The sequence below is a fragment of the Enterococcus sp. DIV1537a genome (assembly GCF_051712085.1).
Lineage (GTDB): Bacteria > Bacillota > Bacilli > Lactobacillales > Enterococcaceae > Enterococcus > Enterococcus faecalis.
Map to the genome: position 1 here is coordinate 573,854 of NZ_JBIOOE010000001.1, position 24,891 is coordinate 598,744.

Sequence of the window (24,891 nt, forward strand, 5' to 3'; positions counted from 1 at the left end):
ACCATTAGGAGGGATTATTAATTGAAGTGTAATTTAATAAAAGGATTTAGTTTGTTGTGTTTACTCGCTTATTTTTTAATATTTTCAAGTAGTGTTCAAGCAGATGAGACAATACCAAACAGAGTCTCACTAGATGGAATTTTTACAACAAATTTGGGAGTATCTAATAATTCCTCCGAAGTGGTTGATGATGTCGGCGTTATTACGAATGGTCTGCCAAATCAAGTAGGAGCACTCTGGAGCACAGAAGACAATTTATTGGATTTTAAAAAAGATTTTAATATGGTTGCTTATGTTAAACAGACTGGGATTGCTGGTGCTGCCGGTGATGGTATGGTTTTTCTCTTACAAGGGGCCACACCAGAATTAAAATGGTTTACCTATTCGGGGGCTTCAATGGGAGCGCTTGGGGAAAATAAGTATAAAGGCGCCTTAGGTATTCCTAATTCTATTGGGATAGAGTTTGATTTATATGGCAATCGAAGTTCACAGGACGGTTTTTTTGATAATAACATTTCTGGCGTATATAAAAATAGTCATATTGCAGTCATTTATCCAGGAATGGAAGCAGGTTATCAAGATAATTATGTACTTTTAGGCACGTCAACAAGATATGTAAAGCATGATAATTTGATTACAGATGTTGACTTAGCTAACGGAAATTGGAATAGGTTAGATTTACATTGGCAAACAAACGAGTCGGATTTTACGAAGGGCGTTTTGACGTATCAAATTAATGGAGGTACGCCAATCATCATAAACTCTGAAATATTGAACGCGCAAGTTTTTTTAAATGGCAGTGTATCAACGGCTTATTGGGGATTTACTGGATCAACAGGACCTACATATAAAGCTGTTCAAAATGTTGTTTTTCAAAGAGTACCAGGTTTGGTGGACGCAAAAGTAAAGATGAACGTAGTAAACAAAGACGGTCAAGAATTACCAAACGGTGCAGTGCTAGAAGGCAATACAACCTATACAGTAAATGTTACAGCAGACTGGTTGGACGGCAAGCAGAACTGGCAAAATATTTTACTAGAAACAACTTTACCTGAAGGAATAGAAGTAGTTCCTGATACGACGACCATTGATGGAAATAACATATCAGATACTTTAATTTGGTCAGCGAATACGTTAAAGACGAGCGACAATCAAATTCCGCCATTAGGTAATAAACAAGAGAACACACAAACTTCTTCTACCATAAGTTTTAAAGTGAAAACTAAAAATGATAATTTTATCAATCAGAATATTACAAATCGTTTTTCTGGAAGAAATGCGATTTATAATTTAGAACCTTATACGTTTACTATCAAGCCTGTAACGCTAAGTGCTACAATTACATCACCTAAAGATCAAGCGGTTATTGTAGATAATAATTTAACTGAATTATCGATTGAAACCAGTTGGATAGCGAAAGGTACCGCTTCTATTACGCAAGCGATTGGTTATGCGCAAGGCGGAGAACTTCAGCTTGTTACATTAAACCAAGAAACGATCACGAATGAAGAAGGTAGTTTTTCTTATGATATGATCGAAGCATTCAAAAAATTGTCATATGGTGAATTTTCGGTTGAGTATTTATTGAAAAATGAAAATAATTTATCCACTTCTTCTAAAATCACATTATTTAAACAGAATGCTCCATCAGTTTCGTTAAAAGAAACTGAGCAAAGTAATACTTTTTACAAGGGCAGTCCAATAAAAATACCTGTTTTAGTAGAAGATAAAGATAGTTCTTACTTAGATATTATAATGGAGGTAGAAGGGCAAAGTGAACCATATCGACAAACAATTGAACATATTCCTGGTGAGACACAAGAAGTAGAATTGAACTATGATACCTCACTTTTAACACCAGGAATCTATACGTTGAAGATATATTGCATGGATTCAGAAAAAAACAAATCTGAAATTCTTTCTTTAGATGATATATATCTAGAAGGATTTTTAGCATTTGAAAAAGTGCCACAAGCATTTAGTAGCGATGCATTGAAAATTGGTGGAAATCCTGAAAAAGTTACTAATATAGGGGAAATAGCGATAACTGATAGTCGTGTAAAACGTGACAATTGGCTATTGGAAGCCCATTTAGTAGATTCAAATTTCGTCAATACAGCAAGCGGAACGTCAAAAGAGTTAACTGCATCTAATAATTTTTTCTATTATCAGTTAGATGGACAAATTACATCCATTAGTACGGAACCAGTGACTATTTTACGGAGTAATCCTACTGATACAGCAACTAGAATCACAGTCAATCAAGAACAAGCGAATGGTTTTTATTTTAACCCCAATAATGCAATGGGAATCGGAACGTATCAAGGGAAAATTCAGTGGAATCTAATCTCAGCCCCAACATAAGTTGAAAATAAGTAATTTTTCTTGTTTAGAAAGTCCAAGGAAAAGTCGTGGGCATTGTTTATTCCTAATAAATATGTTATAGTAATTAAGTAATCAATTTTGATAAGTAATTTGAGTTATATATTTAAAAACTATACTTCTCCTTTTGCCACTCAACATTTTTTGCAATAACTTGCATATTTTTATGCACTAGGAGGAAATATATATGAACAACGGTACAGTAAAATGGTTTAACGCAGACAAAGGTTTTGGATTTATTACAGGTGAAGATGGCAATGATGTATTTGCACATTTTTCAGCTATTCAATCAGATGGATTTAAAACTTTAGACGAAGGCCAAGCAGTAACTTTTGATACTGAAGAAGGTCCACGCGGCTTACAAGCAACGAACATCGTAAAAGCTTAATAATGAATGAAAACGGACCACGTGTTGGTCCGTTTTTTTGATAGCTGTTGTCTGATCTCGCCATTAATTACATAGCAAAACAAAGCAGATGCCATTTAAAGGAGGAGAATCTGAAGACGACCTTAACTGAGCTGTTACTTGTAAGTGGATTATTTTGGCTAGTAATCATAATTGGTGTGATTGCGGGTAGCATATTTCTAATTAAGTATTTTAGAGGTCGGAGCTGAACGGTTCTGTTCCCGCCAATTATCAGGTTTTAAGCCTGGGACAAAAATCCAAAGTGATTTTTGCCCCAGGTTCTTTATTTAATTAGGGTATCAAGTTTTAGGTAAAATAATTAACAAATTAAAAGCAATTTACTATATAATCAGAAAGGGATCTTTAAGAGAGGAGCAGGTGTTTGCTTGTCGTAATACTTTGTTTAGCAGATAGAAAAAGGAAACGTTATGCGTTACAATAGGAACGGAGGAATTTTAACCTTATTGGATTTGTAGCTGAAGTAGAACAAATATTGTTGCGTTAAGTGCGATTGAGCTTGCCACAAGCAACATTTAAAAAACTACGGATAGAAAAATCATTCCTAAACGAGAAAAAAACACTCTTTAGATGAATAAAGAGTGTCCAGAAACGTTGATAAATCAACATATTTAAATAACGCGCCCTGAGGGAATCGAACCCCCGTCTCAAGAACCGGAATCTTACGTGATATCCACTACACTAAGGGCGCGGCACGAATACTAGTTTAGCTGATATTGACAAAAATTACAAGAGGGAGGACGAAAATAATGAAATTTGAGCAACGAATGTCCCAACAACAAAAACAAGTCCAGAAGTTGGCCATGACTCAACAGCTTCAACAATCCATTCAAATTTTACAATTTAATACGGAAGAACTCGCTGCCTTTGTTGAAGCGAAAGCACTAGAGAATCCATTGATTGATTTACAAGTAGACACGCAGTACACCACAGATTTTCCGATAACTAGTCGTTCTTACACCAATCAAGACGAAGAAAATAATTATATGAATCAAATTCCAGACTATCATTTATCATTATTTGAGTCTTTAATTGATCAAATTCATTTGAATTACCGCGATACATACTTGCGAACATTGGTATTGTTTTTAGTAGAATATATAGACGTGAATGGTTATTTAACGATTTCATTAGAAGAAGCGGCAGAGAAAACCGAAGCAAGCGCCATTCAAATGCTAGATGCATTAACTTTGTTACAACAGCTAGATCCAGCAGGTGTGGGGGCACGCAATTTACAAGAATGTTTGATGCTACAAACAGAACGAGACGATACCGCGCCTAATTTAGCGTATATTTTATTGGAGGAAGAGTTTGATGCCTTAGTGAGTCGTAAATGGGGCCCGTTAGCTAAAAAATTCGGGATTGAATTAGCAGAAATTCAATTGATTTTTGATTATATACAAACGTTATCGCCAGCGCCAGGGAATATTTTTGATGCGACCGAGGAATTGTATATTCGACCAGATTTAACTGTCCGAATCAAGGAAGATCGAATAGTGGTGATTTCCAACAAAGCTGGTCGACCGACATTAAATTTTCAAGAAAATTATTTCAAACGAATGCAAGAGACTGACGACAAAGAAGTCCAAGAATATATTAAGGATAAGAAAAACGAATTTGAATGGTTAGAGCGCGCAGTGAATCAGCGGGGGGATACAATTTTACGTGTAGGGCAAGAAATTGTGCGCCGTCAAGAAGCCTTCTTTTTAGAAGCAGATCGGCCATTAAAACCAATGACTTTAAAAGAAATTGCGGATGCTTTGTCTATTCATGAATCGACAGTTAGTCGTGCGGTCAATGGAAAATATCTAGAAACCACGTTTGGCGTCTTTGAATTGCGCTCATTCTTCTCAACAAGTATTCTTTCATCAGAAGAAGATGGCGAGGATGTCTCAACAACGATGGTTAAAAAGCAACTACAAAAATTAATTGATGAAGAAGTAAAAAGTAAACCGTTATCTGATCAAAAATTAGTCGAGCGATTAAAAGATTCAGGCATGGAAATATCCCGGCGAACGGTGGCAAAGTATCGTGAAGCCTTAGGGATTCCATCTTCATCTAAACGAAAACGATATGAGTAAACAACCAAAGCTTATGAGTGATTTTCATAAGCTTTGGTTGTTTTTTTACAATTTAAAAAATGTTGGTTTTTTGAATTGTAAAAAAAGCCTAAAGGAGACAAAGTTTGCTTGCCATTTCCTAGGAAAAAACGTATATTAAAGTTACTTGCTTCTTTAAATAAAGGAAAAGAATAATTTTATAGAAAAGTTGGAAAGCACAAATGAATCAGACAGCAAATAGCAAGAAAAAACGCTATATTACAGGTTTTGATGGCATTCGGACGATCGCTGTAATTGGCGTGATTTTGTATCACCTTTTTCCCCAAGTCATGCGAGGTGGCTACTTAGGTGTTCCGATTTTCTTTGTTGTTTCAGGTTATCTTATTAACGACTTGTTGCGGCAAGAATGGGCAGAAAATCAGACCATTGATTTAAAAGGATTTTATGTGCGAAGGATGAAACGGCTGTATCCAGCATTAATTGTGATGCTTTTAAGTGCAGTTAGTTATATTACACTCTTTCAGCAGGATTTATTAAACAATATTCGCAGCGTTGTCGCTAGTAGTGTTTTTTATTACAACAACTGGTGGCAAATTTTTAAAGGGTTTTCTTATTTTGATGGATTTGCGACACAATCGCCATTTGTACATATTTGGTCATTGGCAGTTGAAGCGCAAAATTATTTAATTTGGCCATTACTTTTTATTCTTCTGGAACGCTTTGTTCGTAAGCGCGGTCGAATTTTCAGTTTAGTTTTAATCGGCGCCTTAATTTCGGTGACGCTGATGGCCGTTTTATATGTTCCTGGCGCAGATCCTACACGTGTCTATTATGGAACAGACACACGTGTTTTTTCTATTTTACTAGGTAGTGCATTGGCGTATGTTTGGCCAAGCACACGTTTGAAAGAAGAAATTCCAGAAGCCTCTAAAAAAATCTTAAATGGCGCTGGGTTAAGTGCCTTAGTTCTTTTAGTATTAGCCTTTTTAACATTATCAGATCATACAAATTTTGTTTATTATGGCGGCATGTTTTTAATTAGTTTGGCAGCCACTGTCTTAGTGGCCGTCACTGCACATCCAGGGGCAGATATGAATCGTTGGTTAACGAATCCAGTCTTTACGTGGATAGGTAAACGGAGTTATGGCATTTACTTGTATCAATTCCCCATCATGATTTTTTATGAGGCCAAAATTAAGACCTTATCGGACCATGTTTTTCTACATTCATTGGTTGAAATAGCATTAATTTTAATAGTGAGCGAATTGTCTTATCGTTTTATCGAACATCCACTGACACGATTGTCTTATAAGGATGTCTGGACTCAATTTACTGAGTTCTTACGGAAACCGTGGGACCTTCGTGAAAAAGGGACAATGGCCTTTATGACAGTGATTAGCGTGATTGCAGTATTCGGTTTAATTGTGGCCCCAGCAAACGCTAAAAGTGCGCAACAAGAGCAACTAGAAAAAAATATTGCGAAAAATCAGCAAAAAATTGAAGAACGTAAAAAAGAAGTCCAAGAAAGTGGCACGAAAAATAGTAGCACGTCCACAGAAAGTAGTACAAAACCGAGTGAAAGCCAAGACGTTCTACCCACACAACTCACCCCAGAGCAAGTAAAAAAAGCGCAGAATTTAGAAATCACAACTATCGGTGATTCTGTTATTCTAGATGGTGCTAGCGGGTTACAAGATATTTTCCCTAAAATGATTATCGATGGGGAAGTGGGCCGTCAATTGTATAGTAGCATTTCACTAATTGGTGAACTAGACAAAAAGAAAATGCTCAAAGATACTGTTTTAGTGAGTTTAGGTACGAATGGTCCTTTTACAGAGGCACAATTTGATGAATTTATGAAAGCGTTAGGTAATCGAAAAGTTTATTGGATTAATGTTCGCGTTCCAACTAGAAGATGGCAAAATCAAGTGAATAGTTTACTTAGTCAAATGGACAAAAAATACGATAACTTAACGGTCATTGACTGGTTTAATTATAGTAACGCCCATGATGATTGGTTTTATGATGACCGAGTTCATCCAAATGTGGCAGGTGGCGAGCAATACACACACTTTATCGCGGAGAAAATTTTACAGTAGCAAGAAACTTCCAGCTCAGATGAAAGGGGCTGGAAGTTTTTTGTTATAGGAAAAGCAAATATAGGTAATTTAATGATTTTCTTGAAAACCTAAGCTTTTTTTTTAGATATCTGGTATACTGTTTTTGTTACAAGTTCCCGAAAGGATTTAGCAAGTAATTGTCGTTACTTACTAAAGATGCCTTGTAACCGAAACTATTTAGGGGGAATAACATTATGACAGAAAGACATTTATTTACATCAGAATCCGTTTCAGAAGGACATCCAGATAAGGTAGCTGACCAAGTCAGTGATGCAATTTTAGATGCGATTTTGGAGAAAGATCCGATGGCCCGCGTGGCATGTGAAACATCCGTAACAACTGGTTTAGTCCTAGTATTTGGAGAAATTTCTACAACAGCTTATGTAGATATCCAAAAAATTGTTCGTCAAACTGTGAAAGATATTGGTTATACACGAGCAAAATATGGATTTGATGGAGAGACTGTCGCAGTTCTTGTAGCAATCGATGAGCAATCACCTGATATCGCTCAAGGGGTTGACGCAGCCTTAGAAGTGCGTGATCAAGATGAAAAAGACGATATTGGCGCTGGTGACCAAGGCTTAATGTTTGGTTTTGCCGTTGACGAAACACCAGAATTAATGCCATTACCGATCGCGTTAAGTCATCGTTTGGTTCGCCGTTTAGCAGAATTGCGGAAGGAAAAAGTCTTACCTTACTTACGTCCTGATGCAAAATCTCAAGTAACAGTGGAATATGATGATCAAGGTCAACCACAACGTGTGGATACGATTGTCATCAGTACACAACATGATGATGAAACAACCTTAGAACAAATCGAAAAAGACATTAAAGAACAAGTAATCAATGAGGTGATTCCTCATGAACTTTTAGATGATGAAACAAAATACTTTATCAACCCAACTGGTCGCTTTGTAATCGGTGGCCCTCAAGGAGATGCCGGCTTAACTGGTCGTAAAATTATCGTTGATACTTATGGTGGTTATGCTCGTCATGGCGGCGGTGCTTTTTCTGGAAAAGATGCAACCAAAGTTGACCGCTCTGCTAGTTATGCTGCGCGTTATATCGCGAAAAACATTGTTGCTGCTGGTTTGGCGAAAAAAGTAGAAGTCCAATTAGCTTATGCAATTGGTGTGGCGCAACCAGTGTCTATTTCTATTAATACGTTTGGTACGAGTGATCTTCCAGAAAGTAAATTAATCGAAGCAGTTCGTAAAAACTTTGATTTACGTCCAGCAGGTATTATTGAAATGCTAGATTTACGTCGCCCAATTTATAAACAAACTGCGGCTTATGGTCATTTTGGTCGAACAGATATTGATTTACCTTGGGAACAAACAGATAAAGTTGAAGCGTTAAAAGCTAGTTTAGCTGAATAATTAAATAAAAAAAACAAGAAGTCAGCCAAGTATTGGCTGACTTCTTGTTTTTTTTTGTAATAATTTTTTTATGAAAAAGCATTTTTTTAAGACATTTTGTTCTTTTTTGTATAGAATAGCTATGGAGCGATTTAGAAAATTGACAATTGAATAGAAAAGGATGTGAACAAATGGCAAAAGAAACAAATGTGAAGTTAGTCACGGTGAGTGTTTTTGTGGCAACATTTATGACAGCCATTGAAGGGACCATTGTGTCTACTGCGATGCCAACGATTGTCGGCTCGTTACATGGCATGGAAATTATGAACTGGGTATTTTCAATTTATTTATTAACGAATGCGATGTTAACACCGATTTATGGGAAACTTGCGGATAAAATTGGTCGTAAACCTGTCTTCATGATTGGCATTATCATTTTTATTTTGGGCTCCTCGTTGTGTGGCTTTGCCCAAGATATGTTGACCTTAATTATTGCCCGCGCAATTCAAGGTGTGGGGGCAGGCGCAATTTTACCAGTTGCGTTAACGATTATTGCCGATATGTATTCATTGGACAAGCGAGCGAAAATTTTAGGCTTAAACAGTGCCGCCTGGGGAATTGCTAGTATTTTTGGTCCGTTAGCAGGTGGTTTTATTGTAGATACAGTCGGTTGGCATTGGATTTTCTTCATTAATGTTCCTATTGGACTTGTTTTATTGGGCTTGATTAGTATTTTCTTAGTTGAACCAAAGCGGGAACGGACCAAGATGCCAATGGATATTTTGGGCAGCGTTACTTTGATGGCCGTTCTGCTAACGTTATTGCTAGGTTTTCAAATGATTAGCGATAATGGTTTTACACTAGTAACATTTGGTTGTTTGAGTTTAAGTGTGCTCTTTTTTGTAGCGTTTGTGATGATAGAAAAACGCGCGCAAGACCCAGTGATTGATTTGCATTTATTTAATCAACCAACGTTTGTTTTAGTAAATCTTATTGCGGCGCTTATTAGCGGTTTCTTAATGGGGATTGATGTCTACATTCCGATGTGGATGCAAGGTGTCTTAGGAAAAAGTGCAGGAATTGGTGGCTTAGTTTTAGCGCCTATGTCGTTACTTTGGATGGCTGGATCATTTATAGCAAGTAGCTTTATGGAAAAATATGCTATGAAAAAAGTCTTAACGATTGGGTTATCGATTCTATTAGTCGGGGCCATCTTTTTAGTGGTAATGCCAATGGCCGTTCCGTTTTGGCTTTTCTTTGTAGTGTCTTCTGTCTTAGGAGTTGGTTTTGGGATTACTATCACAACGACTACGGTGACCGCACAAAGTACAGTGGATCCTGAAAAAATGGGGGTTGCAACATCGTTTAATACGTTGGTGCGTACAATTGGGCAGACTGTGATGGTGTCAATTTTTGGTGTGATTTTAAATGCAGGAATGTTTGCGAAATTGGAAGCGAGCGCGTTAAACGTCGATGCAGATGTCATGAATCAATTAGTGAATCCACATACTGCAAATTTAATTCCAGCTGCGTTGTTAAAACCATTACGCGGTATCCTCTATGCAGGTCTGCATAATGTTTATTTAGTCGGTGCGGGCTTAGTTGTTGTTGCTCTTTTGTTAAATATTTTCGCAAAAGCGCAACGAGCGAAGGTTTAGTGGTACACTAATAGAAAGAGTATTGGAGGGAAAAGTAGATGGCCTTTTTACAAGCAAATATTTATTCAAATGTATTGGAAATGGAAGTGAATGTGAACGTAATTTTACCACAAGAAACGGTAAAAAAAGTGGGCACAAGTACCCAAGCAGCATTAACAGATATTCCCGTGTTGTATTTATTACATGGGATGGGAGGGAATCACAGTGTCTGGGCTCGCAGAACCTCTATTGAGCGGTATGTCGCTGATTTGGGGATTGCTGTCATTATGCCGTCCACGGATTTAGCTTGGTATACGGACACGCAATACGATATGAACTATTGGACGTTTATCTCAGAAGAATTACCGAGAATTTGTCATCAACTCTTTCCACAGTTAAGTACAAAACGAGAAAAAACCTTTGCCGCTGGTTTGTCAATGGGTGGTTATGGCGCCTTGAAATTAGGATTAGCGAAACCAGAATCTTTTGCAGCCGTTGCTTCTTTGTCTGGGGCAGTCAGTTTATCATCCACTAGTTTTGGGGAATTATTAAAAGTCCGTAAGCGAAGCTATTGGGAAGGTATTTTTGGCCCGTTAGATCAAATTGAAGGTTCCATTCACGATCCGCTGTATTTATTACAACAATTAGTAGAAAGCCAAACAGAAATGCCCCAATTTTACCTTTGTTGTGGGGAGCAAGATATGTTACTTTCTGCTAATCAACAGATGGCTCAAGCGTTGGAACAGGCACAGGCAAGTTACACTTTTGAAACTGGACCAGGAGAACATGACTGGGTGTTCTGGGATGAATGGATTCAAAAAGCCTTGGCTTGGCTACCAATACCAAAATAGAGAAAGTAGTTTTCGCTATTTATTTTAAAAGTTAACCCTTGGTCCGTCAGTCGAAATGACTGACGGACCAAGGGCTTTTTTTATTTAGATGAAGATGTGTTATCTGCTTGCAACCCATCTAAGTAGGTTTTAACGGCTTGAATAAAGGCGGATTTTTGGTGGATGGAGTGTCGAAATTGAATGCTTTCCTCCATGTACGTTAACTCATTGTCGGAGACATATTGTTTCATGTGCAGCACTTGTTCTTTTAAATAGTCATCTCCGTTCAATACTTGCGAAACGAGCTGTTTTTCCTCCGTTGCGTCCATAATCATCCCAAATAAAAGATGTTGTAAAGACGTTACTGCTAAATGAGTCATTTCTGGTGAAAAACCTGCTTCTCTTAAAATGCCCATCATTTGATTCAAATGGCGTAATCGTTGGGGATAGGCAGGGACGGTTTGGATTTCGATAGCTACGGCACAGGGAAATTGTTGATAGAGATCATAATAGTTTTCCATGAAGGCTAGTAAGTCAGAATACCATTCACCACATAATGCAGGTTCTTGAAAGTGCTCTTCAATCGCTTCAGCCATACTTTGAAGTAAGGCTTGCTTATTTTTAAAATACCAATAAATTGCGGGCGCCTGTACACCAAGCTGTTTGGCGACTTTACGCATAGAAAGTTGTTCTAAAGTGGGACTTTTTTCTAACAAAGAAAATGCGGCTGCAATAATCGTGTCTTTTGATAATTTCGGTTCCATGATTTTAGCTCCTATTAAACGTTATCTTCGTAAGTTTATCAAAAAGAAGGTACACTTTATGATAGGAAAAACTTGTGAAAAATTAACTTGTTCGCTTGTATTTTACCACTAAAAATGGTAAATTATGAATCGGCCTTATTTTACAGTGTTAAATTGGTGAAGTCAATGAGCAAATTGATTTTTTTGTAATGGGGAAGAATTCGCAGACCAACACTGAAGAAGCAGGGAACTATTTTAAGAAAGTAGGGATAAGATGGACCTTATTATTCAACACGCCAAAAAATACAAAGGCTCGGTAGTTATTGCCTTGTTGGCGGTGATCGTAATGGTTGTCTCAGCACTTTGGCAACCAAAATTGTTACAACAAGTGTTGGAAGCAATTATGAATGACGATAGCGACAAAATGAAAAACTTAGGGATTCAATTAATTGCCATTGCAGGATTAGGACTCGTTGCAGGGGTTATTAATACAATTTTTTCTGCCAAAGTTGCCCAAGGTGTCAGTGCTGACATTCGTGAAGCAACTTTCCGCAAAATCCAAACCTTTTCATTTGGCAATATCGAAAAATTTTCAGCAGGTAACTTAGTTGTTCGTTTAACAAATGACGTTACTCAAATTCAAAATGTCATTATGATTGCGTTGCAGACACTTTTTAGAATTCCTTTTTTATTTATCGGGAGTTTTATTTTAGCGATGCTAACCTTGCCACAACTATGGTGGGTGATTGTTGCACTTGTCATCGCAGTTATTTTGATTTCTATGCTGTCCTTTTCGCAAATGGGCAAGCATTTCATGATTATTCAAAACTTGATTGATAAGATTAATGGTATCGCAAAAGAAAATTTGTTAGGCATTCGTGTCGTCAAATCATTTGTTCAAGAAAAAAATCAATTGTCACGTTTTACAAAAGTGAGTGAAGAATTAACCACCCATAACTTAATCGTAGGTAGCTTATTTGCTGTGATGATTCCAGCGTTTATGTTGGTGGCGAACTTAGCCGTTGTAGGCTCGATTTTCTTTGTGAGTAACTTAGTCAAAGACGATCCAACTTTAATCGGTGGTGTCGCTTCCTTTATGAACTATTTAATGCAAATCATGATGGCGATTATTATCGGCGGAATGATGATGATGATGACTTCTCGTGCCGCTGTTTCCATTAAGCGGATTAAAGAAGTGATGGAAACAGAACCAGATGTTACCTACAAAAAAGTCCCAGAACAAGAGTTAATTGGTAGTGTTGAGTTTGATCACGTATCTTTCCGTTATCCTGGGGATGAAGAAGATACCTTGAAAGACATCTCTTTCTCTATTCAGCCAGGTGAAATGATTGGGATTGTGGGCGCAACTGGTGCTGGTAAATCTACATTGGCACAATTAATTCCACGTTTGTTTGATCCGACAGAAGGAAAGATTGAAGTTGGTGGTGTCGATTTACGAGAAGTGAACGAACACAGTCTACGAAAAACAGTTTCCTTTGTGTTGCAAAAAGCAATCCTGTTCTCTGGGACGATTGCACAAAATCTACGCCATGGTAAACGTGACGCTTCTGAAGCGGACATGGAACGGGCTTCAGGCATCGCCCAAGCCAAGGAATTTATTGAAAAATTAGCAGAAGGTTATGATGCACCCGTCGAAGAACGGAGTAATAACTTCTCTGGTGGACAAAAACAGCGGTTATCAATTACAAGAGGTGTGATTGGTGAACCTAAAATTTTGATTTTAGATGATAGCACCAGCGCGTTGGATGCTCGTTCGGAGCGGTTAGTCCGAGAAGCGTTGGATAAAGAGTTAAAAGAGACTACCACAATCGTTATTGCCCAAAAAATTTCTTCTGTTGTCCACGCAGATCGTATTTTAGTATTGGATAATGGACGTTTAGTCGGGGAAGGCACGCATGAAGAATTAGCAGCTACGAACCCCGTGTATCAAGAAATTTACGAAACTCAAAAAGGAAAGGAGGAAGCTTAATGACTGATTTAATAAAAGCTAGTAAATTTTTCTATCATTATTTGAAACGTTACAAAGTTTCGTTCCTCTTTATTTTCTTAGCAATTTTCGCAGCGACTTATTTACAAGTCAAAGCGCCGCAATTCGTTGGGGAAGCTATTCAGGAATTAGCGAAATATGCGGTTAATGTGATGCAAGGAAAAGACGATAAAAGTGCGTTCGTTTCTGTCATTTGGAAACTACTCATTTTTTATGTCTTAACTAGTGCCGCTAGTTTCATTTATAGTATTCTCTTTACACAAGTCGTGGGGAAATCGACGAACCGCATGCGGATTGGTTTGTTTAACAAATTAGAAAAATTGACGATTCGTTTCTTTGATTCTCATCAAGATGGTGAAATTTTAAGTCGTTTTACTAGTGACTTAGACAACATCCAAAATAGCTTAAACCAAGCGTTGCTACAAGTATTAACCAATATTGCCTTATTGGTTGGTGTCTTAATCATGATGTTCCGTCAAAATGTGGAACTGGCATGGGCCACAATTGCTTCTACGCCGATTGCGATTTTAATTGCGGTCTTTGTGATTAGCAAGGCGCGCAAATATGTCGATTTACAGCAAGATGAAGTGGGTAAATTAAATGGCTATATGGATGAAAAAATTAGTGGGCAACGTGTGATTATCACTAATGGCTTACAAGAAGAAACCATTGACGGCTTTTTAGAGCAAAATGAAAAAGTTCGTGCCGCTACGTATAAAGGTCAAGTGTATTCAGGATTACTTTTCCCAATGATGCAAGGAATGTCATTAGTCAATACGGCGATTGTTATTTTCTTTGGTGGTTGGTTAGCAATCAATGGCTCTGTTGATCGTGCCGCTGCGCTAGGTTTAGTCGTTATGTTTGTCCAATATTCTCAACAATATTATCAACCATTAATGCAAATTTCTTCAGGTTATAGCATGATTCAATTAGCTGTTACAGGCGCTCGTCGTTTAAATGAGATGTTTGATGAACCAGATGAAATTCGTCCCGAAAATGGCGAAAAATTAGAAGAGATTAACAAAGCTGTGGCTTTAAATCATGTTGTTTTTGGCTATAATCCAGAAACGCCTGTGTTGAAAGATGTTTCTATTCATGTGGATAAAGGTGAAATGGTCGCTTTAGTTGGACCGACAGGCTCAGGAAAAACAACGATTATGAATTTAATGAATCGCTTTTATGATGTGAATGAAGGCGCCGTGACGTTTGATGGTGTGGACATTCGTGAAATGGATTTAGATAGCTTGCGTTCACATGTAGGCATTGTTTTGCAAGAGTCCGTTCTATTTTCAGGAACAATTCGTGAGAATATTGCTTTTGGTAAGCCAGAGGCAACGGATGAAGAAATTGTTCAAGCAGCGAAACAAGCGAATATCCATGAATTTATTGTAAATCTTGAGCAAGGCTACGATACTGAGATTACGGAAGAGAATAACCTTTTCAGTACGGGGCAAAAGCAATTAGTAAGTATTGCACGAACGATTATTACCAATCCAGAATTATTAATTTTGGATGAAGCAACAAGTAATGTTGATACAGTAACAGAAGCTAAAATCCAAAAAGCGATGGACGAAGCAATTAAAGGGCGCACCAGTTTTGTGATTGCCCATCGTTTGAAAACGATTCTAAATGCGGATCGGATTATTGTTTTACGAGACGGTGAAGTCATTGAAGAAGGCAACCACCATGAACTAGTTGAACAAGATGGATTCTATGCGGAACTTTATAAAAATCAATTTGTTTTTGAATAAGTCGAAAAAGAAGCAAAATGAGTCATTCTCATTTGCTTCTTTTTTTGCTATGCTAAATAGAAAAAGGAGAAATGTCAATGGAAAAAATGAGGAATATACGGCAATTACGGCGCACGTTTTTGTTGCTAAATACTTTATTTGTACTGAGTGTATTCAGAGAGAATCGATGGACAAAATCGGCACTGCTTTTTTTGGTTGTTGGCTAATAGTTTTTTATATGGACTGCAGTAGTTGATTTATCTTGGGGGCGAAAAAGGCTGGCTGATACATTTGAAGCGGTGGTATTATTGCGCGGTTCTTCTCCAAATAGCAGGCACATTGATTGTATATTTTTCGTTTTTTGTATAAAGGTCTCTCGTTTCTTGCCGGAGAATATGCTAAAATAAAAAGCAGCAGGGGGCGAGAAAACCATGGAAAAGCCAAATAAACGCAAAGCTGATTTAGAACGTACACGGCAAATTATTTTATCTGTCGCTTCTGAATTATTCATGACAAAGGGGTTCAAAAATACCTCCACTCGTGAAATTGCTTTAAAAGCGAACATTACCCAACCGAATCTCTATCACCATTTTAAAAATAAAAAAGAACTGTATTTAGCTGTGATTGAAGAATTAACGTCCCGTGTTCAGGAAGAATTAGTCCCAATTGTTTCTGGAAATGCATCAGTAGAAGAAAAACTTTATCAATTAATCAAAGTTTTGTTAGATGAACATCCGACCAATCTTTTCTTAATGTTGAACGATATGTTTCAAGAAATGGGCCCTGATTACAATCGTACGCTGTATCAAATTTTCAAAAAAACCTATATCAATAATATTGCGGCTATTTTTGAAAGTGAACCTGAAACCAATTGCTTACAAGAGGGCATCAGTGTAGATGATGCAACTCGGTTTATTTTATATAACGTTAGTGCATTATTAAGTATTGAAAAAACGTACCAGCGAAAAACAGTGGATGACGATGTCAAAAAATTTATTCAATTTATGCTACATGGCGTTTTGAAAAGTCACAAATAAAAAATAGAGAAGCCCTGTTGAAAAACAGACTTCTCTATTTTTTGTAAAATTCACTTATCAATCGATAAATAATTATTGATTTATCGATTGATAAGTGATATAGTTTATTTCGAAAAGAAGAAAGAGGTGAACCATTCATGTTTTTAGGATTTAATGAAATGAAGTATTCAAAAGGACGGTACGTCCTTGTAGTCTTAGTAATGGTCTTGATTGCTTGGTTAATTTTTATTTTGTCAGGTTTAGCGAACGGTTTAGCTCAAGGAAATCGTTTAGCCGTAGATCAATGGCAAGCGAATCAAGTGGTTTTATCAAAAGAGGCCAATAGTAATTTAAATGTATCAGTGTTAGATGAAAACGTGAAAGAAACGATTTCAGGAGGCAAAATTGCACCGATTGGTCAACAATCTTTAGCCATCCGCCCAGCAGATGATAAAAAGGCTGAATTAACGAATGTTAGCTTATTTGGGATTGAAAAAGAAAGTTTTTTAATGCCAAAAGTGATTGAAGGAAACGCATTTACTGATAAAAATCAAGTGATTGCTTCAGAAACATTGAAAAATCAAGGATTTAAAATTGGCGACAAATTAACTGCAGGGAAATATGATGAGCAATTAGAAATTGTCGGCTTTATTTCTAAAAGTAGCTATAACATTGTGCCAGTTATTTACACTTCTCTGGATACTTGGCGGTCAATTAAATATGGTGACAATCCAGCAATGGCCAAAATGGTTAATGGTTTCATTGTTCGCAGCAAGGACAACACGGAAGTTAAAACGACTAATAAAGACAGCCAAGTTCTTTCAATTTCAGATTTTATTGAAAAACTGCCAGGATACAGCGCTCAAAACTTGACCTTGGATGGCATGATTTATTTCTTGATTGTGATTGCAGCGTTCATTATCGGTATTTTTATCTTTGTGATGACTTTACAGAAAACAGCAATGTTCGGCGTCTTAAAAGTTCAAGGGGTGCCAACTAGTTTCTTAGCAAAGGCAGTCATGCTACAAACCGCTTTATTGGCTGTTCTAGGAGTGGCGATTGGTCTTGCTTTAACGGGAATTACCGTGCTCTTTTTACCAGAAGCGATGCCTTATGCAACTAATGGACCACGCATGATTTTGTTTAGTGTACTATTGATTTTATCTGCATTAATTGGCGGGGCATTTTCAATTCGAACGATTGCTAAAATTGATCCGTTAATCGCGATTGGAGGTTAGAGACATGGCAAATGTTTTAGAAATGAAAAATATTTATAAAAAATATGGTGAAAAACATACAGAAGTGATCGCGTTAAAAGAATTATCTTTTGCGGTTCAGCCAGGTGAATTTGTCGCAGTAATTGGTCCTTCTGGTTCTGGTAAAAGTACCTTTTTAACGATTGCAGCTGGTTTACAGGCACCGACAAGTGGCGAAGTCATTGTTGGCGGGCAATCACTAAATAAGTTAACGAAGAAGCAACGTTTGGCGCAACGTTTTCAAAAAATCGGCTTTATTTTACAAAGCTCTAATTTGGTGCCATTTTTAACAGTGGAAGATCAATTTCACTTAATTGAAAAAGTTGATAAGTCACGTAAAAATAGTGAATTAAAAGAGCAATTGTTAGAGACGTTGGGTTTAAAAGAATTACGAAATAGTTATCCTCGTGATCTCTCTGGTGGGGAAAGACAACGGGTAGCCATTGCGTGTGCATTGTATCATGAGCCAGACGTAATTTTGGCAGATGAACCAACGGCTAGTTTAGATACAGAAAAGGCGTTTGATGTTGTCAAATTACTAGCGAAAGAGGCCAAAGAGAAAGATAAAGGGATTATCATGGTGACACATGATGAGCGTTTGTTGAAATACTGTGATCGAGTGGTTCGTATTCGTGATGGTGAATTGACAGAGTAACAAAACAAATAAAAGAGAACATGATCGGATTGCTGGAGCAATCCGATCATGTTCTCTTATTTCTTTTCAATACAGAAAAGAACAGGTGGCTGATTTTTTTGATTGATAAACTCATAACGTAAGACACTGTAAACATCTTGTGGTAAGGCTTGCGTGTAATTCGTGACCAAATCAAGTTCCTCTGAACCACCTTCGTGGCCATAATAAACGACTAAAATAATGCGACTTCCTTTTACCAAATGAGGCAGTAACCCATCTAACGCCTGTTTAGTCGTAGTGGGTTTTGTAATAATTTCCTTATTACTTTTAGGTAAATAGCCTAAGTTAAAAATAGCGGCAGTGATTTCTGTTTCTTCATCTAGGACAGCATGAAGATGTTCATGTCCTAATGGAAATAACGTAGTTTGTGGGAGTAAATTAAGTTCTGTTAACTTTTGTTCTGTATTGATCAACGCTTCTTTTTGGATATCAAAGGCGAAAACTTCACCAGAAGGGCCAACCAGCTCTGCTAAGAATGCTGTATCATGACCATTTCCCATTGTTGCATCAATGACGAAGTCGCCAGGTTCCACCACTTCTTTTAAAAGTTGGTGACTAAAATGTAGGGCTGTTTGTAGCATTAATTGAAAACTTCCTTTCCTGAAATGACAGTATATTTTCCTTGATAACTGTTGCGGCGTTTCATTTCCGCATCAATCGCATTGAGAACTTCCCATTTTTTCAAGCTCCACATCGGTCCGATAATTGTTTCAAAGGGAGCATCGCCTGTCAAGCGATGAATAACAATTTCGGGTGGAATCATTTCTAACTGATCACAAATCACTGAAACATAGGCTTCTTTGCTCATCAATTGTAAGCGTCCTTCATTATAATCCCGCATCATTTTGGTATTTGTCATTAAATGAAGTAAGTGCAGTTTAATCCCTTGGATATCTGAATCCTGAATAGTTCGCCGCACATTTTCGCGCATCATGGCAGGTGTTTCCCCAGGTAGCCCGTTAATTAAATGTGTACAGACCCGAATCCCGTGTTTCCGTAATTTAGCCACACCATCTAGATATGTTTGATAATCATGAGCACGATTAATGGCAGCGCTAGTTTCCTCAAACGTGGTTTGCAAACCCAACTCTACCCATAAATAAAAGCGTTCATTTAATTCGGCTAAATAGTTCACTACCTCATCAGGCAAACAATCAGGACGGGTACCAATGGATAAACCAACGACACCTTTTTCATTGACTACTTGTTCAAACCGATGACGAATAACGTCAACGGGCGCATGTGTATTGGTGAAATTTTGGAAGTAAACAATGTATTGATCGACAGTTGGCCATTTTTGATGCATCAATTGGATTTCTTTTTGAAATTGAAGCGGCAGGGGATCGCTAGGTGCAACAATCATGTCGCCTGAGCCAGAAACACTACAGAACGTACAACCACCTTTGGCAACCGTCCCATCACGATTGGGGCAATCAAAGCCACCATCAATTGGCACTTTAAAAATCTTTTCACCAAACTGTTGACGAAGTGCATAGTTCCAAGTGTGATAGCGTTTATTTGGATCATCTGAATAAGGAAAAATTTGCATAATCAAGACTTCTTTCTAGCGTTGTTTGCTTTGAAATCGCCAAACAAAGCGTTTTTCTAAATAAATAGGGTAACTTAATAACAACCAAGCTAAACCAAGACAAAAACCACCTAAGATATCGCTAGGGAAATGGACACCTAAATAGATTCGACTAACCCCAATCATGAAAATCCCAATACCTAGTAAAATTTGCACACAAAGGCGGACCGTTTTATTTTTAATGAAAATTGGCAGAATCAATAAAATAGTGCCGTAGAACAAGGTACTTCCTACAGCATGTCCGCTAGGAAAACTATACGTATGTTCAGTTACTAAATGCTCCAAAGTAGGACGTTGGCGCATAAAGAATAATTTTAATAAAGAATTACCTACGCCAGCAATTAAGGCAGTATTAATAAAGAGCCATAATGCTTCAGCATAATATTTCCAAACAATAAACAGAGCAATGACAACGATTGCTAAGATGATAATCGTCAATGAATTGGCAAATTTGGTGTACCAAATAAAAAAGTTATTTAGCTGTGGAAAAGGACGACGAACAAAAGAAGTAATCGTTTGATCAAAGCCTTTGAGCCAGGTTGGATAAAAACGAACAACATAGCCTAAAAACATAAATACTAAAAGAAAACAACTACCTGCAAATTGATAATAAAGTTTGTTTTTCATAAAAAATCCTTTCAAAATTTAATCGCAACAATCCGTATTATACCATCAAAAGGGTAAAAAATTAAAAGATAATTTCATTGCCTGATTTGGAGGGGATACAGATATTAAAAAAGTTCTGGCACCACAATCTCTCATTGTGGTGCCAGAACAGATGTTTTAACTGGCACATGTTTATTGATTATCATCATCAGGAGTATCAACGGTAATATCTCCGAATTCGCTAGAAAGGTTAAACTCTGTATCCGCACGACCATTCTTATAAGATGTTCGCTCTTTGTTTAAAAGTTGAACATCGCCTAATTTTGATTCCCCTTTGATTGAAATGTTACGCAAAATTTCTCCAGAATTTACATAAATATCTCCATGGACAAGAGCGACAGTTAATTTTTTAGGCACAGCAGGCATGTCTAAAGAAAAATCACCATTTTCACTTGAAAAGTTAGCTTCTCCTTTGAAATCATAGACGCTAATATCGCCATCTGTCGTTGTTGCTTGGATGTTTCCACGAGCATTTTGCACTCGAATATCACCAGAAGTAGTCGTATTTTTGATTTCATCGAAATAGGCTGAATCCAACGTTATATCGCCGTCAGTGGTTTCAACTGTTGCTGTTTTAGCGGAAGTATCCGCTGAAAGGTAGATACCATCTGAAGAGTTAAGCGTCATTTTTTTGGCTTTAACACCCGATAGACTAACATAAGAATTTGGTAGATTAGTTGTTAATTCGTCTACGTTAAAAGCATTCAATGAAACTGGTGAATGGGTTGAGCCATCAATCACTAACTTTTTCACATTATTAGGAATCTGGACACTCACGTTCGGTGTGAAGTCACTAAAAATACCAATATTAAAGAATGACAATTCGGATTGGTTTTGTGTACGAGTGGTATTGATGGTTGCTGTTATTTTATTTTTTTCTTCTTTGACATCTAAGGTGCCTTCAGCTTTTGAATAAAAGGCATTATTCGGTGATCGTAACCCCATTTTGTTACTATCAGTTTTATAAATGGTATAAGGTCCTTTGCCTTTTAAGGATAAGTGAAGTTCTTCGCCTGCTTGTTTATTTTTTAGTGTATAACTTTCTTTTAGCGGTGTGACTGATTTTTCCGCTTGCTTGTAATAATAGACGGCGCCAGATCCACCAATTAGCATCGCTAAGACAGCAATGGATAAGAGAATCCCTGTTGTTTTTTTCATTAGATATCACCTCGTAAAACAGCAATGTTCCATTGGAAATAACGCTTAAAGACATGTGCTGAAAATTTTAAAATTGGTAGAAACAGTAACCAACCAATGATTGATGCACCAAATAAAAAGAGACTCATAGATAATTGGAAAAAGGAAGCGGCATTTGCTTGGGTAATAACACTATAAATACCATAAATTGGTGAAAATAAAGTTGCAGCTCCGGCAATGCCACAACCGACGTACATTAAGGCAATCCCTAAAATAACCCAAAACATGAAGAAAAAATTTAAACAGAAAATACCAAGCACTTGGAAAAATCGGGTTAGTGGCCGATGCTGTGGTCGTTGATAGTATGGAGAATCATTATCATAGTAAAATTCAGATTCTTCTTCATAGGGATGATCATAAGCAGGTGTAGCCGCTGGAATTTCTTGCCAGCCATTATTTTCAATTTTTCGTTCCGTCAATTCAATGCCTTGTTCTTTCAAAATTTCTTCTGCGATAACCCGTGGTTTCCCCAATGATTTTGCCACTTGTTCTTCTGTTTCGCCTTCCGCAACACGAGCATCAAATAACGCCTTGTATTTCGCAAGAATAATAGCTTGATCTTTTGGATTTAATGCTTTTAAATAAATTTTCAGCTCAATAATAAAATGTTCTTTATTCATTCCGCTCCCTCTTTCTACACGATTCATTTCTCATCTTAAACTATAATTTCTTTTTGAGCGAATAACAAGAGGAATTAAAAAAATCAGACTAAGGTAAAGAAGCGTCTACAACTAAAGTCGCAGTTTTTTTCCGAGTAGTAACAAGAGAGGAAATCCATGTTAAAAAACATTACTTCTTTACAATCTAGTTACAGTAATATGAAATTTTGTTGAAGTGTTTTTAATTCGCCAGAAAAAAAGGTATACTTGTTATAATAACAAAACTAAAAAATTACATTTACATATAAGTTAAAAAAGGAAAGTTGGGGACGTATCAATGAAGAAAGAATCAATGTCACGTATCGAAAGAAGGAAAGCACAACAAAGAAAGAAAACGCCAGTACAATGGAAGAAGAGCACTACTTTATTCAGCTCGGCGTTAATTGTTTCATCTGTAGGAACGCCCGTTGCGTTACTACCAGTGACTGCTGAGGCAACAGAAGAGCAGCCAACAAATGCGGAAGTTGCCCAAGCACCTACTACGGAAACTGGCTTAGTAGAGACACCAACAACAGAAACTACGCCAGGAACTACGGAACAACCGACAACGGATTCGTCAACAACGACTGAATCGACAACTGAATCATCAAAAGAAACACCAACAACACCAAGTACCGAGCAACCAACAGCTGATTCAACTACACCTGTGGAATCAGGAACGACTGATTCTTCAGTAGCAGAAATTACGCCAGTAGCTCCTTCAGCAACCGAGTCTGAAGCAGCGCCTGCGGTTACACCCGATGATGAAGTAAAAGTACCAGAAGCTAGAGTAGCTTCTGCGCAAACTTTTTCAGCGTTATCACCGACGCAAAGTCCTTCAGAATTTATTGCCGAGTTAGCTCGTTGTGCACAACCTATTGCGCAAGCCAATGATTTATATGCATCAGTGATGATGGCTCAAGCAATCGTTGAAAGTGGTTGGGGAGCAAGTACGCTATCTAAGGCACCAAACTATAACTTATTTGGGATTAAAGGCAGCTACAATGGACAATCTGTCTATATGGATACATGGGAATATTTAAACGGCAAATGGTTAGTGAAAAAAGAACCTTTCCGTAAATATCCTTCTTACATGGAATCATTCCAAGATAATGCGCACGTGCTAAAAACAACTTCTTTCCAAGCGGGCGTTTACTATTATGCTGGGGCTTGGAAAAGCAATACAAGCTCGTACCGCGATGCAACTGCTTGGTTAACAGGTCGTTATGCGACAGATCCTAGCTACAATGCTAAATTAAATAATGTCATTACCGCATATAACTTAACTCAATATGATACACCATCTTCTGGTGGAAATACTGGGGGCGGAACAGTTAATCCAGGAACAGGCGGCTCGAACAATCAATCAGGAACGAACACGTACTATACTGTAAAATCAGGAGATACCTTGAATAAAATTGCCGCGCAATATGGTGTGAGCGTTGCTAATTTACGCTCATGGAACGGCATCTCTGGCGATTTAATTTTCGTTGGTCAAAAACTTATCGTGAAAAAAGGTGCTTCAGGTAACACTGGTGGCTCAGGCAGCGGTGGTTCTAACAATAATCAATCAGGAACGAACACGTACTATACTGTAAAATCAGGGGATACCTTGAATAAAATTGCCGCCCAATATGGCGTGAGCGTTGCTAATTTACGCTCATGGAATGGCATCTCTGGCGATTTAATTTTCGTTGGTCAAAAACTCATCGTGAAAAAAGGTGCTTCAGGTAACACTGGTGGCTCAAACAACGGTGGCTCTAACAATAATCAATCAGGAACGAATACGTACTACACAATTAAATCAGGCGATACCTTGAACAAAATTGCCGCCCAATATGGCGTGAGTGTTGCTAATTTACGCTCATGGAATGGCATTTCTGGCGATTTAATCTTCGCTGGTCAAAAAATTATTGTGAAAAAAGGTACTTCAGGTAACACCGGTGGCTCAAGCAATGGTGGTTCTAACAATAATCAATCAGGAACGAATACGTACTACACGATTAAATCGGGCGATACCTTGAACAAAATTTCTGCACAATTCGGTGTTAGTGTGGCTAACTTACAAGCCTGGAATAACATCAGCGGTAGTTTGATTTTTGCTGGTCAAAAGATTATCGTGAAAAAAGGCGCCAACTCAGGTTCAACGAATACGAACAAGCCTACGAATAATGGTGGCGGTGCGACAACATCCTACACGATTAAATCAGGTGATACGCTGAATAAAATTTCTGCACAGTTTGGCGTGAGTGTTGCTAATCTACGTTCATGGAACGGGATCAAAGGCGATTTAATTTTTGCTGGTCAAACAATCATCGTGAAAAAAGGCGCTTCTGCAGGTGGCAATGCTTCTTCAACAAATAGTGCATCAGGCAAACGCCATACAGTTAAAAGCGGTGATTCACTTTGGGGCTTATCAATGCAATACGGAATCAGCATCCAAAAAATCAAACAATTAAATGGCTTAAGCGGGGATACAATTTATATTGGTCAAACTTTAAAAGTTGGTTAATTTAAGATTGAAAAAAATAGCTATCTTTGGTA

At 37.6% G+C, this 24,891-nt stretch carries 19 protein-coding genes, 1 tRNA gene and 1 riboswitch; of the genes, 13 read left to right on the forward strand and 7 right to left on the reverse strand.

Annotated features, from left to right (window positions below; translation table 11 throughout):
• The first annotated feature begins 21 nt into the window (after window positions 1-21).
• Window positions 22-2,364 carry a lectin-like domain-containing protein gene (locus tag IGJ41_RS02925; protein WP_271855832.1) on the forward strand — a complete coding sequence of 781 codons (2,343 nt, stop codon included), beginning with the start codon at window positions 22-24 and terminating at the stop codon, window positions 2,362-2,364.
• Window positions 2,365-2,569: 205 nt separating this feature from the next.
• Window positions 2,570-2,770, forward strand: coding sequence for a cold-shock protein (locus tag IGJ41_RS02930; RefSeq protein WP_002355647.1), 201 nt, complete (start codon window positions 2,570-2,572; stop codon window positions 2,768-2,770).
• Between the two features lie 655 nt (window positions 2,771-3,425).
• On the opposite strand, the gene IGJ41_RS02935 is transcribed toward IGJ41_RS02930, so the two are convergent.
• A tRNA-Arg gene (locus IGJ41_RS02935) sits at window positions 3,426-3,497 on the reverse strand.
• Window positions 3,498-3,555: 58 nt separating this feature from the next.
• Here IGJ41_RS02935 and rpoN point away from each other — a divergent pair.
• From rpoN to IGJ41_RS02960, 5 genes are all read left to right on the forward strand, one after another.
• The gene (gene rpoN / locus IGJ41_RS02940; protein ID WP_002366210.1) at window positions 3,556-4,887 is read left to right on the forward strand and encodes an RNA polymerase factor sigma-54; all 1,332 of its coding nucleotides are present in this window, start codon (window positions 3,556-3,558) and stop codon (window positions 4,885-4,887) included.
• 200 nt (window positions 4,888-5,087) lie between these two features.
• Window positions 5,088-6,965: an acyltransferase family protein gene (locus tag IGJ41_RS02945; RefSeq protein ID WP_438713851.1), complete on the forward strand. Its 1,878-nt coding sequence runs from the start codon at window positions 5,088-5,090 to the stop codon at window positions 6,963-6,965.
• Between the two features lie 122 nt (window positions 6,966-7,087).
• A riboswitch (SMK box riboswitch) is annotated at window positions 7,088-7,183 on the forward strand.
• On the forward strand, window positions 7,181-8,365 hold the full coding sequence (metK, locus tag IGJ41_RS02950) for a methionine adenosyltransferase (protein ID WP_002355656.1): 1,185 nt from the start codon (window positions 7,181-7,183) through the stop codon (window positions 8,363-8,365). It overlaps the preceding riboswitch by 3 nt.
• Window positions 8,366-8,535: 170 nt before the next feature.
• Complete coding sequence (locus IGJ41_RS02955; protein WP_002407996.1) at window positions 8,536-10,002, forward strand: MDR family MFS transporter; 1,467 nt, start codon at window positions 8,536-8,538, stop codon at window positions 10,000-10,002.
• 38 nt (window positions 10,003-10,040) lie between these two features.
• On the forward strand, window positions 10,041-10,832 hold the full coding sequence (locus tag IGJ41_RS02960; protein WP_002366213.1) for an alpha/beta hydrolase: 792 nt from the start codon (window positions 10,041-10,043) through the stop codon (window positions 10,830-10,832).
• 80 nt (window positions 10,833-10,912) lie between these two features.
• On the opposite strand, the gene IGJ41_RS02965 is transcribed toward IGJ41_RS02960, so the two are convergent.
• The gene (locus IGJ41_RS02965) at window positions 10,913-11,575 is read right to left on the reverse strand and encodes a TetR/AcrR family transcriptional regulator (RefSeq protein ID WP_002358755.1); all 663 of its coding nucleotides are present in this window, start codon (window positions 11,573-11,575) and stop codon (window positions 10,913-10,915) included.
• Window positions 11,576-11,828: 253 nt separating this feature from the next.
• Here IGJ41_RS02965 and erfC point away from each other — a divergent pair, with 253 nt between their 5' ends.
• The 5 genes from erfC (at window position 11,829) to IGJ41_RS02990 (ending at window position 18,219) form a co-directional block, all read left to right on the forward strand.
• Window positions 11,829-13,544 (forward strand): multidrug ABC transporter ATP-binding protein/permease ErfC, encoded by a 1,716-nt coding sequence (gene erfC, locus IGJ41_RS02970; RefSeq protein ID WP_002355662.1) that lies wholly within the window; start codon window positions 11,829-11,831, stop codon window positions 13,542-13,544.
• Complete coding sequence (gene erfD, locus IGJ41_RS02975) at window positions 13,544-15,313, forward strand: multidrug ABC transporter ATP-binding protein/permease ErfD (RefSeq protein WP_002358756.1); 1,770 nt, start codon at window positions 13,544-13,546, stop codon at window positions 15,311-15,313. Before erfC ends, erfD begins: the two co-directional genes overlap by 1 nt.
• Before the next feature lie 410 nt (window positions 15,314-15,723).
• A complete protein-coding gene (locus tag IGJ41_RS02980; protein WP_002355664.1) occupies window positions 15,724-16,329 on the forward strand; it encodes a TetR/AcrR family transcriptional regulator in 606 nt (201 codons plus the stop codon).
• A gap of 137 nt (window positions 16,330-16,466) precedes the next feature.
• Window positions 16,467-17,546 (forward strand): ABC transporter permease, encoded by a 1,080-nt coding sequence (locus IGJ41_RS02985; RefSeq protein WP_002373458.1) that lies wholly within the window; start codon window positions 16,467-16,469, stop codon window positions 17,544-17,546.
• Window positions 17,547-17,550: 4 nt separating this feature from the next.
• Window positions 17,551-18,219 carry an ABC transporter ATP-binding protein gene (locus IGJ41_RS02990; protein ID WP_002386974.1) on the forward strand — a complete coding sequence of 223 codons (669 nt, stop codon included), beginning with the start codon at window positions 17,551-17,553 and terminating at the stop codon, window positions 18,217-18,219.
• 56 nt (window positions 18,220-18,275) lie between these two features.
• Here IGJ41_RS02990 and IGJ41_RS02995 read toward each other — a convergent pair whose 3' ends face one another.
• From IGJ41_RS02995 to IGJ41_RS03015, 5 genes are all read right to left on the reverse strand, one after another.
• On the reverse strand, window positions 18,276-18,839 hold the full coding sequence (locus IGJ41_RS02995; RefSeq protein WP_002368069.1) for a class I SAM-dependent methyltransferase: 564 nt from the start codon (window positions 18,837-18,839) through the stop codon (window positions 18,276-18,278).
• On the reverse strand, window positions 18,839-19,807 hold the full coding sequence (locus IGJ41_RS03000) for a TIGR01212 family radical SAM protein (RefSeq protein ID WP_002355668.1): 969 nt from the start codon (window positions 19,805-19,807) through the stop codon (window positions 18,839-18,841). Before IGJ41_RS03000 ends, IGJ41_RS02995 begins: the two co-directional genes overlap by 1 nt.
• A 15-nt stretch (window positions 19,808-19,822) precedes the next feature.
• The gene (locus tag IGJ41_RS03005; protein WP_002355669.1) at window positions 19,823-20,473 is read right to left on the reverse strand and encodes a phosphatase PAP2 family protein; all 651 of its coding nucleotides are present in this window, start codon (window positions 20,471-20,473) and stop codon (window positions 19,823-19,825) included.
• 171 nt (window positions 20,474-20,644) lie between these two features.
• On the reverse strand, window positions 20,645-21,670 hold the full coding sequence (locus tag IGJ41_RS03010; protein ID WP_002386976.1) for a DUF4097 family beta strand repeat-containing protein: 1,026 nt from the start codon (window positions 21,668-21,670) through the stop codon (window positions 20,645-20,647).
• Complete coding sequence (locus IGJ41_RS03015; RefSeq protein WP_002381265.1) at window positions 21,670-22,329, reverse strand: DUF1700 domain-containing protein; 660 nt, start codon at window positions 22,327-22,329, stop codon at window positions 21,670-21,672. Before IGJ41_RS03015 ends, IGJ41_RS03010 begins: the two co-directional genes overlap by 1 nt.
• A 316-nt stretch (window positions 22,330-22,645) precedes the next feature.
• Between IGJ41_RS03015 and IGJ41_RS03020 the strand changes: the two genes are divergently transcribed.
• Complete coding sequence (locus tag IGJ41_RS03020; RefSeq protein WP_010706701.1) at window positions 22,646-24,859, forward strand: autolysin; 2,214 nt, start codon at window positions 22,646-22,648, stop codon at window positions 24,857-24,859.
• The last annotated feature ends 32 nt before the right edge of the window (window positions 24,860-24,891 follow it).